This window comes from Gallibacterium anatis DSM 16844 = F 149, from assembly GCF_000379785.1.
GTDB classification, from domain to species: Bacteria; Pseudomonadota; Gammaproteobacteria; order Enterobacterales; family Pasteurellaceae; genus Gallibacterium; species Gallibacterium anatis.
The window spans coordinates 17,861-28,645 of record NZ_KB903688.1 but is presented as its reverse complement, the minus strand read 5'-3'; the positions used below and the strand labels follow the sequence as shown (position 1 = coordinate 28,645).

Annotated in this window: 12 protein-coding genes and 2 rRNA genes; 13 read left to right on the top strand and 1 reads right to left on the bottom strand. The window is 39.2% G+C overall.

The window, feature by feature from the left end; all coding sequences use genetic code 11:
- Positions 1-179: ribosomal RNA gene (locus A3EO_RS0104935) — 23S ribosomal RNA — on the top strand; the annotation flags it as partial.
- A 299-nt stretch (positions 180-478) separates the two neighbouring features.
- Positions 479-594, top strand: a 5S ribosomal RNA gene (gene rrf / locus A3EO_RS0104930).
- Positions 595-1,343: 749 nt separating this feature from the next.
- On the opposite strand, the gene A3EO_RS0104925 is transcribed toward rrf, so the two are convergent.
- Positions 1,344-2,168: an IclR family transcriptional regulator gene (locus tag A3EO_RS0104925; protein ID WP_115241580.1), complete on the bottom strand. Its 825-nt coding sequence runs from the start codon at positions 2,166-2,168 to the stop codon at positions 1,344-1,346.
- 98 nt (positions 2,169-2,266) lie between these two features.
- Between A3EO_RS0104925 and gabT the strand changes: the two genes are divergently transcribed.
- The 11 genes from gabT to rpsC all read left to right on the top strand — a co-directional run bounded on the left by gabT (position 2,267) and on the right by rpsC (position 10,773).
- Positions 2,267-3,532, top strand: a complete 1,266-nt coding sequence (gene gabT / locus A3EO_RS0104920; protein ID WP_013745966.1) for a 4-aminobutyrate--2-oxoglutarate transaminase — start codon at positions 2,267-2,269, stop codon at positions 3,530-3,532.
- Between the two features lie 24 nt (positions 3,533-3,556).
- Complete coding sequence (locus tag A3EO_RS0104915; RefSeq protein WP_018346242.1) at positions 3,557-4,993, top strand: NAD-dependent succinate-semialdehyde dehydrogenase; 1,437 nt, start codon at positions 3,557-3,559, stop codon at positions 4,991-4,993.
- 106 nt (positions 4,994-5,099) lie between these two features.
- Positions 5,100-6,302 (top strand): aromatic amino acid transport family protein, encoded by a 1,203-nt coding sequence (locus tag A3EO_RS0104910; RefSeq protein ID WP_018346241.1) that lies wholly within the window; start codon positions 5,100-5,102, stop codon positions 6,300-6,302.
- Between the two features lie 387 nt (positions 6,303-6,689).
- Positions 6,690-7,001 carry a 30S ribosomal protein S10 gene (gene rpsJ / locus A3EO_RS0104905; protein WP_001181005.1) on the top strand — a complete coding sequence of 104 codons (312 nt, stop codon included), beginning with the start codon at positions 6,690-6,692 and terminating at the stop codon, positions 6,999-7,001.
- Between the two features lie 17 nt (positions 7,002-7,018).
- Complete coding sequence (gene rplC / locus A3EO_RS0104900; RefSeq protein WP_013745963.1) at positions 7,019-7,648, top strand: 50S ribosomal protein L3; 630 nt, start codon at positions 7,019-7,021, stop codon at positions 7,646-7,648.
- Positions 7,649-7,663: 15 nt separating this feature from the next.
- Positions 7,664-8,269 (top strand): 50S ribosomal protein L4, encoded by a 606-nt coding sequence (rplD, locus tag A3EO_RS0104895; protein WP_013745962.1) that lies wholly within the window; start codon positions 7,664-7,666, stop codon positions 8,267-8,269.
- Positions 8,266-8,565, top strand: coding sequence for a 50S ribosomal protein L23 (gene rplW, locus A3EO_RS0104890; RefSeq protein WP_013745961.1), 300 nt, complete (start codon positions 8,266-8,268; stop codon positions 8,563-8,565). Before rplD ends, rplW begins: the two co-directional genes overlap by 4 nt.
- A gap of 16 nt (positions 8,566-8,581) precedes the next feature.
- Positions 8,582-9,403, top strand: coding sequence for a 50S ribosomal protein L2 (gene rplB, locus A3EO_RS0104885; protein WP_018346240.1), 822 nt, complete (start codon positions 8,582-8,584; stop codon positions 9,401-9,403).
- Positions 9,404-9,429: 26 nt separating this feature from the next.
- Positions 9,430-9,705, top strand: coding sequence for a 30S ribosomal protein S19 (gene rpsS, locus A3EO_RS0104880; protein WP_013745959.1), 276 nt, complete (start codon positions 9,430-9,432; stop codon positions 9,703-9,705).
- 10 nt (positions 9,706-9,715) lie between these two features.
- On the top strand, positions 9,716-10,048 hold the full coding sequence (gene rplV, locus A3EO_RS0104875) for a 50S ribosomal protein L22 (protein ID WP_018346239.1): 333 nt from the start codon (positions 9,716-9,718) through the stop codon (positions 10,046-10,048).
- A 17-nt stretch (positions 10,049-10,065) separates the two neighbouring features.
- Positions 10,066-10,773, top strand: coding sequence for a 30S ribosomal protein S3 (rpsC, locus tag A3EO_RS0104870; protein WP_013745957.1), 708 nt, complete (start codon positions 10,066-10,068; stop codon positions 10,771-10,773).
- The last annotated feature ends 12 nt before the right edge of the window (positions 10,774-10,785 follow it).

Sequence of the window (10,785 nt, the reverse complement as noted above, 5' to 3'; positions counted from 1 at the left end):
GCTAAGTGCGGAAGAGATAAGTGCTGAAAGCATCTAAGCACGAAACTTGCCCCGAGATGAGTTCTCCCTGACATAGAGTCAGTAAGGGTTGTTGAAGACGACGACGTAGATAGGTGGGGTGTGTAAGCGGTGTGAGCCGTTGAGCTAACCCATACTAATTGCCCGAGAGGCTTAACTATACAACGCTGAAGGGTTTTTGCGGGGGAGCGTAAAAAGCCAAACGCAAGAAGAAAAGCGAAAAGCAAGGAAAGCGAAAAGAAAAAAGAGAAGAAGGTAGACAGCTTGTGTTAAGTTGAGAGAAAGACGGAAAGGTCGAAGAAAGAACAAGAAAAGACAATAGGATAAAGACAGAATAAGCAGATACACTGCGAGAAGCAAAAGCAAAAGCAAAAGCAAAAGCAAAAGCAAAAGCAAAAGCAAAAGCAAAAGCAAAAGCAAAAGCAAAAGCGAGAGAGAAGCAGTATATAGACAGGATAATCCTGGCGGCGAGAATACAATAGCACCACCTGACTCCATGCCGAACTCAGAAGTGAAATGTTGTAATGCCGATGGTAGTGTGGGGATTCCCCATGTGAGAGTAGGTCACTGCCAGGTTTTCAATTTAGAGAAGAAACGCTAACCGAAAGGTTGGCGTTTTTTTATTCTTTTAGATTAATATTTATCAAACTCACCTATAAGTAAATGCTTGAAACCTTACCATTCACTGTTTCACAGCGGAAGACGGAATATCTTTAATCTGTTTGTCTTTCGAAGAATCAAGATAATTGATATAACAATGCTTTATATATTGTTCTGTGAATGAAAACAATGGATTTATTCAAAAAACTTATATATATTTAAGAAGTTTACACTGATTGTTTCCAATGGGTAACGGTAAGGTTTAATTATCTGGTTATACAGGTTCGAGTCCTGTCGTCAGTGTAGACACTGATTTATCTCATCATAGAGTAAATCAATTTATTTTTTTCTTTTGAGGTTGTTATATTCATAATTCTAATGCTATTTGTATTGATTATGAGCTGATAAAACAACAGTCCCAGACAGTCCCAGTAGGACATTGGTACGCTTTGGCAAGTTGCTGATAGATCTTTTTTTGACGGTATATTCATACCAGAGCTAAACAAAATTTAATCAGTTAGTGAGAGAAAATGTCTTATGCAATGTGTATATTTATAGCGTTGAACGCCATTTTTCTTGCCATATTTTTAAATACTTGAACTTGAGGTTTATATTTCAAAAAAGTGACCTAACGCCTTATACTATAAGGCTTTAAGCCTATTTTTATCAACTATTTTGTCCTATATGCCTCTTTTTTCATCAGACGATTTTATAGACATTTAAAACTAATTAGATTGAGTAAAAATAGTAGGTTTTAATTCTTCTGTTAATTGTTTTAATGCAGTTAATAATTGATCTACTACAGCTTGGTCTTGTGCTTCATACTCCAATAAACTTGCTGCCAGTCCAAATTTTGCTGTTCCAAATTTATTAGGTAAAGCAATACCATAGCAATACATCCCTTTTCTTAATTGCCCGTTATCTATGGCATATCCTTGTTTTCTTATTTGGCTCATTTCTTGTTGAATTTGTTCAATACTGGTTACACCTGTATCAGTAAAAGGTGCGGGTAAATTTTCTAATAAGGGTGCTAATTGTGCATCAGTAAATGTACTTAAAATTGCTTTTCCGGTCGCTGTAAATATTGCCGGGAAATGCATCCCTATTTTGAAAGTAATCCCCAAAGGTAAAGAGCTATTTTTACAAGCAAGATAGATAACTTGATCTTGATTAAGAGTGGAGAGTGTTAATGTATAGGGTTCCAATTCAGGAAATTGTTTAATGGCTTGATAAAATTTACTGATCATATCCTGTTCTGCAACAAGAGCGTTTGCCCATTGAAGAATTTTTGTTCCTAACATAAATTGCTGATTTTCATTTTTTTGTACAACGCCATTATCCAACATAGTATGGAGAAGATTGTGTACGGAACTTCTTGGTAAATTTAATAATTTACTCACTTCCGCAGCGGAGATCGGCTGTGTTTGTTCACTTAAAAAATTCAAAATTTGAATTGCTTTTTGTAGTGCCGGAACAAGGCTATTTTTATTTTCTTTTTCCATTTTATTAACAAACTGTTGACTTTTTTTACGAGTTGTCGTTATTATCATATTCACAATATGAAATGATTGTTCAGTATTCTGAATAATTATCGTATAAAAGGGCAAAAAAAGCAAATTTATTCTAATAGACAGACAGGAGTGTTGAAATGAACGACTTAATTACTCGAATGAGAGATGCAATTCCAAATGGTGCCAGCGTAATGTGCGATTGGTTTGTAGATTCTGCATCCAATGCAATTATCAAAACAACAGATGGAAGAGAAATGATTGATTTCTATGGTGGTATCGGTGTATTAAATATCGGTCACTGTCATCCAAAAGTTATGGCGGCAGTACGTGCGCAATTAGATCATTTTTCACACACTTCATTCCAAATCGTTCCTTATACTAGCTATATTGAGCTTGCAGAACGCATTAATGCACTAGTTCCTATTGATGGAAAAGTGAAAAGCCAGTTCTTCTCTACCGGTGCGGAAGCCGTTGAAAATGCAGTGAAAGTAGCAAGAGCCTACACAAAACGTAATGGTGTTATTGCTTTTGGTGGTGCGTTCCACGGACGTACTCTATTAACATTGGCTTTAACCGGTAAAGTTAATCCATATCAAGCAGATTTCGGTGCTATGCCTGCCGGTATTTATCACGCACTTTATCCATCAAAAACACAAAATATTAGTGTTGATGATGCGATTAAGAGTATTAAACGTATTTTCAAAAGCGATATTGCACCGACAGATGTAGCAGCAATCATTCTTGAACCGGTTCAAGGCGAAGGCGGTTTCAATGTATGTCCTCCGGAATTTATGCGTAAAGTTCGTGAAATTTGTGATGAACACGGCATTGTAATGATTGCAGATGAGGTTCAATCAGGATTTGCAAGAAGCGGTAAACTCTTTGCAATGGAACATTTTGATGTAAAACCGGATGTAATGACTATGGCGAAAAGTTTGGCCGGTGGTTTTGTGCTTAGCGGTATTGCAGGTAAAGCTGAAATTCTTGATGCGGCTCGTCGTGGTGGTTTAGGCGGTACTTATGCAGGTAACCCTTTAGGTGTTACTGCGGCTTTAGCGGTATTAGATGTTATTAAAGAAGAAAAAATCTTAGAACGCTCTCAACTATTAGGTGATCGCCTTCGTAAGTTCCTTGCTGATCTTAATGCACCTGAAGTTACTGATATTCGCGGTCTTGGTTCAATGGTTGCGGTTGAATTTGGTGATGATGAAAATCCAAACAGTGCATTTGCAAGCAAAGTACAAAAAATTGCAATGGAAAATAATTTAGTACTTCTTACTTGCGGTGTGCACGGTAATGTTATTCGTTTCCTTTATCCAATTACTATTGAAGATGAGTTGTTTGATCGTGCATTGTCAATTCTCAAAAATGCGATTGAACAAGCTAGGAAGGAACTTGCTTAATCACTTTCTATAAAGGAGAAAAAGATGAAATCACTTCAAGCATTGTTACAACATAAGGATGTGAGTTTTACTCAGCAGCCTGATTGGATTGAAGTTACTAATCCTGCAAATGGTGATGTATTAGCATATGTGAAGAAAACGTCAGCTGATCAGGTTAATGCGCTGATTGAGAAAGCTGCTATTGCTCAGAAAAAATGGGCTGCAAAAACAGCATTGGAACGTGCTGATGTTCTTTGGCAATGGTATTACTTAGTAAAACAAAACAAAGAAGCATTGGCAAAAATTATGACAATGGAACAAGGTAAGAGCTTAACCGAATCACGTGGGGAAATCGATTATGCTGCCTCCTTTATTCGTTGGTTTGCGGAAGAAGCACGCCGCATTGATGGTGATATTTTAACCAGCACGAAAGTGTCACAAAAATTATTGGTGATTAAACAACCTATCGGGGTGACTGCGGCAATTACGCCTTGGAACTTCCCGGCTGCAATGATTACCCGCAAAGCCGCGCCGGCACTAGCAGTAGGCTGTGCAATGTTGGTTAAAACGGCAAGCCAAACCCCATTAAGTGCGTATGCTCAAGCTTTATTGGCTTATCAGGCGGGCGTACCGGAAGATCTGTTCGTAATCGTAAATGGTAATGCCAGCGAGATTAGCAATACATTTGCTAATAATTCGATCGTGAGAAAAATCAGCTTTACCGGTTCAACTGAAGTGGGATCAAAAATCTTCAGCAGCAGTGCGAAAGATATTAAGAAACTCAGCCTTGAACTTGGTGGCAATGCACCATTTATCGTGTTTGATGATGCTAATTTGGATAAAGCCGTTGATGGTTTAATTGCAAGTAAATTTAGAAATAGCGGACAAACTTGTGTATGTACCAACCGCACTTATGTCCAAGCCGGCGTTTATGATGAATTTTGTCGTCGTTTAGTGGCTAAAGTGGCTGAACTTAAATTAGGCAACGGTTTGGATGATGGCGTTAATCAAGGTCCTCTTATTGATGGCAAAGCAGTGAAAAAAGTGGAAGAACATATTGCTGATGCCGTATCAAAAGGTGCAACCTGTTTAACCGGTGGTAAACGCAGTGAACTTGGTTTTAGTTTCTTTGAACCGACAGTATTGTCAAATGTGACTCAACAGATGGCTGTGGCTAAAGAAGAGACTTTTGGACCACTTTGCCCTGTTTTCAAATTTACTGATGAACAAGAAGTGATTTCTTATGCTAATGATACTGAATTTGGCTTGGCTAGCTACTTGTATACACAAGATACTGCAAGACAATGGCGGGTATCCGAAGCATTGGAATACGGTATGGTTGGTATTAATACTGGCTTAATCAGTAATGAAGTTGCGCCATTTGGTGGCGTAAAAGCGAGCGGTATCGGGCGCGAAGGTAGTAAATACGGAGCAGATGAATATCTTGAGTTGAAATATCTATGCGTTGATTTAAGTGAATAATCATAAAAATTGAGGCGTGTTTTTCTTACTATTATTTTATGCAAACACAACATTTTTATTAAAAAAACACGCCTTTAATTTATCTTTTATATACAGGAGGCGAGCTATGTCTAATGGCTTAAAAACGGCAAAGATTACCTTTGCCGAAGGGGTGGCTATGATTGTTGGTACCAACATCGGTGCCGGCATTTTATCGGTTTCATATGCTGCACGTAAAGCAGGTTATATGCCATTACTCTTTTGGTTGATTGTCGTCGGCATCATTACCACTATTACAATGTTGTATGTAGCCGAAGCAACATTACGAACTCAACAACACGAACAGTTGACCGGATTGGCACACCGTTATATTGGTAAAATGGGGGCGTGCTTAATGTTTGCCTCAGTAACGGTTAATGCACTTGGTGCGTTAATTGCTTATATGAATGGGAGTGGCGATTTATTACACTCATTATTCGGTATTAATAAAAAATTAGGTAGTATCATTTTCTTTATTCCGGCGACCTTAATTTTATACCTTGGTTTAAAAGCTTTGGGACGAAGTGAAAAAGTTATTACTTCATTAATGGTATTAATGTTGGTTGTGCTTATTGGTGCAACATTTGCGTTCCCAACTACTGATTTTAGTCGAGTTTTTGACGGCAGCTGGCATTATATGATTCCGGTATTCAATTTAGTGGTGTTTATTTATTGTGCACAATATATTGTTCCGGAAATGGCGCGAGGCTTAGCGCACAAACCACAGTTGCTTCCTCGAGCAATTATTACCGGGATGTTTATTACTTTCGTTTTAATTGCTTTGGTGCCGTTATCTGTCATTTCTCTTAATGGATTAGAAAATATTAGCCAGGTCGCGACAATTAGCTGGGGCGAAGCATTGGGAAGTTGGGCATTTTTTATGGCGAACTGCTTTGCTCTATTTGCGATGTTGACCTCTTATTGGGGAATTGGCGGCAGTTTCTTAACTAATATTGCGGATCGTTTTGATCTTCCTGTCGATAGTAATCGCTTAGTTCGTGCCGGTGTAGTTGCGTTGGTTGCAGTACCACCGCTTTGGTTGGCTTATAGTGGAATGGTTGGTTTTGTGGATGCGCTCTATTTTGCTGGCGTATTCAGTGGCGTGGTATTGAGTATTGTGCCTTATCTCATTGTTAAAGGTGCAAGAAAATCTGGTAATAAAGAACCGGAATGGCAATGCCCGAAAGTGCTCACTTCGCCTGCTATCTATATTACTATTTTCATTATGTATAGCGCCAGTGCAGTGTATGCAGTATTAGCGAAATTATCCCTACTACCAGCAGGTTGGTGATTTAGTACACATAAACATTTGTGATACAGAGATACAGATAAGAGAGATACAAAGCCGGTAAAGAAGACCGGCTTTGTTTTTTTATAGGCTAAACTTCCTTTTTAAATTTTTCTATCAGTCATCTATACAAATGGACGATTGCTCAGATTGGTGCAGAAAAATAGTACAAAAAATCCTTGCTATTTTATTAATGTCGTATAAAATACACAGGCTTTTTTAAGCCATTTGATGTAATCATTTATCAAATGATGGCAATGTTTTTGTCATAACAAAATGTTTCCGATTGGGAAACTAAAATAGGTTAGTCGCACTTCTTTCCATTATGCAGTTGGAACTTGAGGTGTGAATTTTTTATTAATTATTTTTTGAAAATGGAGCTCTGGTCTCATGCAGAACCAAAGAATCCGTATCCGCTTAAAAGCATTTGATCATCGTTTAATTGATCAATCTACAGCGGAAATCGTAGAAACGGCAAAACGTACAGGTGCTCAAGTTCGTGGTCCAATTCCACTACCAACCCGTAAAGAACGTTTCACAGTATTGATTTCTCCACACGTAAATAAAGATGCGCGTGATCAATATGAAATCCGTACTCATAAACGTTTGGTTGATATCGTTGAGCCTACTGAAAAAACTGTTGACGCTTTAATGCGTTTGGATCTGGCTGCCGGTGTTGATGTGCAGATCAGCCTAGGTTAATTTAAGAGGTTATTACAATGATTGGTTTAATCGGTCGTAAAGTTGGTATGACTCGTATCTTCAATGAAGATGGCGTGTCTATCCCAGTTACTGTTATCGAAATCGAAGCCAACCGCGTTACTCAAGTGAAAACCCTTGAAACAGATGGCTACTGTGCAGTTCAAGTTACAACTGGCTCAAAAAAAGCAAGTCACGTAACTAAACCTGAAGCAGGTCATTTCGTTAAAGCAGGTGTTGAAGCAGGTCGCGGTTTATGGGAATTCCGTGTGGCTGAAGGTGAAGAATTCACTTTAGGTCAAGAAATTAATGTTGATATCTTCGCAGACGTGAAGAAAGTTGACGTTACTGGTACTTCAAAAGGTAAAGGCTATGCCGGTACAGTAAAACGTTGGAACTTCCGTACTCAAGATGCTACACACGGTAACTCTTTGTCTCACCGTGTTCCGGGATCAATTGGTCAAAACCAAACTCCGGGTCGCGTATTCAAAGGTAAAAAAATGTCTGGTCACTTAGGGAATGAACGTGTAACCGTTCAATCTTTAGAAGTGGTTCGTGTTGATGCTGAACGTAAATTACTATTAGTTAAAGGCGCTGTCCCTGGTGCAACTGGTGGTGATTTAATCGTTAAACCAGCAGTGAAAGCATAAGTCTAGGAGATAGGAATGGAATTAGTAACTAAAGATGCACAAAGTGCATTAACTGTTTCTGAAACTACCTTCGGACGTGAGTTTAACGAAGCGTTGGTTCACCAAGTTGTTGTTGCTTATGCAGCAGGTGCGCGCCAAGGTTCTCGTGCACAAAAATCTCGTGCTGAAGTGTCTGGTTCAGGTAAAAAACCATGGCGTCAAAAAGGAACAGGTCGTGCCCGTTCCGGTGACATTAAAAGCCCAATTTGGCGTTCTGGTGGTGTAACTTTCGCAGCTAAACCACAAGATCACAGCCAAAAAGTGAACAAAAAAATGTATCGCGGTGCAATCAAAAGCATTCTTTCTGAATTAGTTCGTCAAGATCGTTTAGTTGTTGTCGAAAAATTCGAAGTTGAAGCACCGAAAACTAAAGTTTTAGTTCAAAAATTAAAACAAATGGCACTTGATGATGCATTAATCATCACAGCAAATGTAGATGAAAATCTATATTTAGCTGCACGTAATTTATATAAAGTAGATGTACGTGATGTTCAAGGTATCGATCCAGTCAGCCTAATTGCTTTTGAAAAAGTAGTTATGACTGTAGATGCAGTTAAGCAAATTGAGGAGATGTTAGCATGAGTCAAGAACGTTTGCTAAAAGTGCTTAAAGCACCACATATCTCTGAGAAAGCAACAAATAATACTGAGAAGTCAAACACTATCGTTTTCAAAGTTGCATTAGATGCAAATAAAGCAGAGATTGCTCAAGCAGTAGCAGAATTATTTGAAGTGAAAGTGGATTCTGTACGTACAGTGGTAGTAAAAGGTAAAACTAAACGCCACGGTGCAAGAATCGGACGTCGCAGTGACTGGAAAAAAGCTTATGTAACACTTGCTGAAGGTCAAAGCTTAGACCTTGTAGAAAGTGCAGAGTAATCAGAGGAGATAATCAATGGCTATCGTTAAATGTAAGCCGACCTCCGCTGGTCGTCGTCACGTTGTAAAAGTTGTCAATCCTGAATTATATAAGGGTAAACCTTATGCACCACTTTTAGAAAAAAATGCTAAAACTGGTGGTCGTAACAATTTAGGTCGTATTACTACTCGCCATATCGGTGGTGGTCATAAACAACATTACCGTTTAATTGATTTCAAACGTAACAAGTTAGATATCCCAGCGGTGGTAGAGCGTTTAGAATATGATCCAAATCGTTCTGCTAATATTGCATTAGTATTATATAAAGACGGTGAACGTCGTTATATTTTAGCGCCTAAAGGATTGTCTGTTGGAGATCAAATCCAAGCAGGTGCAACAGCAGCAATCAAAGTTGGTAATTCATTACCAATGCGTAGTATTCCGGTTGGTACAACTGTACACAATGTGGAATTAAAACCAGGTAAAGGCGGTCAAATTGCCCGTTCTGCAGGAGCATATGTACAAATCATTGCTCGTGAAGGCAATTATGTAACACTTCGTCTTCGTTCTGGTGAAATGCGTAAAGTATTAGCTGAGTGCCACGCAACCATCGGTGAAGTGGGTAACTCTGAACATATGTTACGCGTATTAGGTAAAGCAGGTGCTAACCGTTGGAGAGGTATTCGTCCAACTGTTCGTGGTACTGCAATGAACCCAGTAGATCACCCACACGGTGGTGGTGAAGGTCGTAACTTTGGTAAACACCCAGTAACTCCTTGGGGCGTTCAAACTAAAGGTAAGAAAACTCGCCATAACAAACGTACTGATAAATATATCGTACGTCGTCGTGGTAAATAATATTAATTAAGTAAAGAGGATAAGCCATGCCACGTTCTCTCAAGAAGGGTCCTTTCCTTGACCTACACTTGTTGAAGAAGGTAGAGAAAGCGGTGGAAAGCGGGGATAAAAAACCAATTAAAACTTGGTCCCGTCGTTCAATGATCATCCCAAGTATGATTGGTTTGACCATCGCAGTCCATAATGGTCGTCAGCACGTTCCTGTTTATGTTACTGATGAAATGATCGGTCATAAATTAGGTGAATTTGCACCGACTCGTACTTACCGCGGTCACGCCGCAGATAAGAAAGCTAAGAAGTAAGGGGTAAAAGATGGAAACTATTGCAAAACATCGTTTCGCTCGCACCTCAGCACAAAAAGCTCGCTTAGTTGCTGATTTAATTCGCGGTAAAAAAGTAGCACAAGCATTAGAAATTCTTACATACACTAATAAAAAAGCAGCAGCTTTAGTGAAGAAAGTGCTTGAGTCAGCTATCGCAAATGCAGAGCACAATGACGGTGCAGATATCGATGATCTTAAAGTCGCGAAAATCTTCGTTGATGAAGGTCCTAGCATGAAACGCATAATGCCACGTGCTAAAGGTCGCGCAGATCGTATTTTAAAACGTACTAGCCACATTACTGTGGTAGTGTCAGATCGTTAATCAGTAGGAGAATAGCAATGGGTCAAAAAGTTCATCCACATGGTATTCGCCTAGGTATTGTAAAACCTTGGTCATCTACTTGGTACGCGAATACACAAGATTTCGCCGATAATTTAGACGGCGACTTTAAAGTACGTAAATTTTTAACTAAAGAGTTAGCGAATGCATCTGTTTCACGTATCACTATTGAACGTCCAGCAAAAAGTATTCGTGTAACTATTCATACTGCTCGCCCAGGTATCGTTATCGGTAAGAAAGGTGAGGATGTTGAAAAATTACGCAATGCAGTTGCAGCTATTGCAGGTGTTCCAGCGCAAATCAATATCGCGGAAGTTAAAAAACCTGAATTAGATGCAAAATTAGTTGCGGAGAGCATTGCCTCTCAATTAGAACGCCGTGTAATGTTCCGCCGTGCAATGAAACGTGCTGTACAAAATGCAATGCGTTTAGGAGCAAAAGGTATCAAAGTTGAAGTTAGCGGTCGTTTAGGCGGTGCGGAAATCGCTCGTTCTGAATGGTATCGTGAAGGTCGTGTACCATTGCATACTTTACGTGCGGATATCGATTACAATACTGCTGAAGCTAATACTACTTATGGCGTTATCGGCGTCAAAGTATGGATCTTCAAAGGTGAGATTCTTGGTGGAATGGCTGCAGTTATGCAATCAGAACAACAACAACCTGCGGATAAGCCTAAAAAAGCTCCGCGTAAAGGTCGTAAGTAAGGAGATTCGCTA

Bases quoted from the DNA above. Each gene is read 5' to 3' on its own strand.
- A3EO_RS0104925 (WP_115241580.1), bottom strand. From the start codon at position 2,168: ATGATAATAACGACAACTCGTAAAAAAAGTCAACAGTTTGTTAATAAA.
- gabT (WP_013745966.1), top strand. From the start codon at position 2,267: ATGAACGACTTAATTACTCGAATGAGAGATGCAATTCCAAATGGTGCC.
- A3EO_RS0104915 (WP_018346242.1), top strand. From the start codon at position 3,557: ATGAAATCACTTCAAGCATTGTTACAACATAAGGATGTGAGTTTTACT.
- A3EO_RS0104910 (WP_018346241.1), top strand. From the start codon at position 5,100: ATGTCTAATGGCTTAAAAACGGCAAAGATTACCTTTGCCGAAGGGGTG.
- rpsJ (WP_001181005.1), top strand. From the start codon at position 6,690: ATGCAGAACCAAAGAATCCGTATCCGCTTAAAAGCATTTGATCATCGT.
- rplC (WP_013745963.1), top strand. From the start codon at position 7,019: ATGATTGGTTTAATCGGTCGTAAAGTTGGTATGACTCGTATCTTCAAT.
- rplD (WP_013745962.1), top strand. From the start codon at position 7,664: ATGGAATTAGTAACTAAAGATGCACAAAGTGCATTAACTGTTTCTGAA.
- rplW (WP_013745961.1), top strand. From the start codon at position 8,266: ATGAGTCAAGAACGTTTGCTAAAAGTGCTTAAAGCACCACATATCTCT.
- rplB (WP_018346240.1), top strand. From the start codon at position 8,582: ATGGCTATCGTTAAATGTAAGCCGACCTCCGCTGGTCGTCGTCACGTT.
- rpsS (WP_013745959.1), top strand. From the start codon at position 9,430: ATGCCACGTTCTCTCAAGAAGGGTCCTTTCCTTGACCTACACTTGTTG.
- rplV (WP_018346239.1), top strand. From the start codon at position 9,716: ATGGAAACTATTGCAAAACATCGTTTCGCTCGCACCTCAGCACAAAAA.
- rpsC (WP_013745957.1), top strand. From the start codon at position 10,066: ATGGGTCAAAAAGTTCATCCACATGGTATTCGCCTAGGTATTGTAAAA.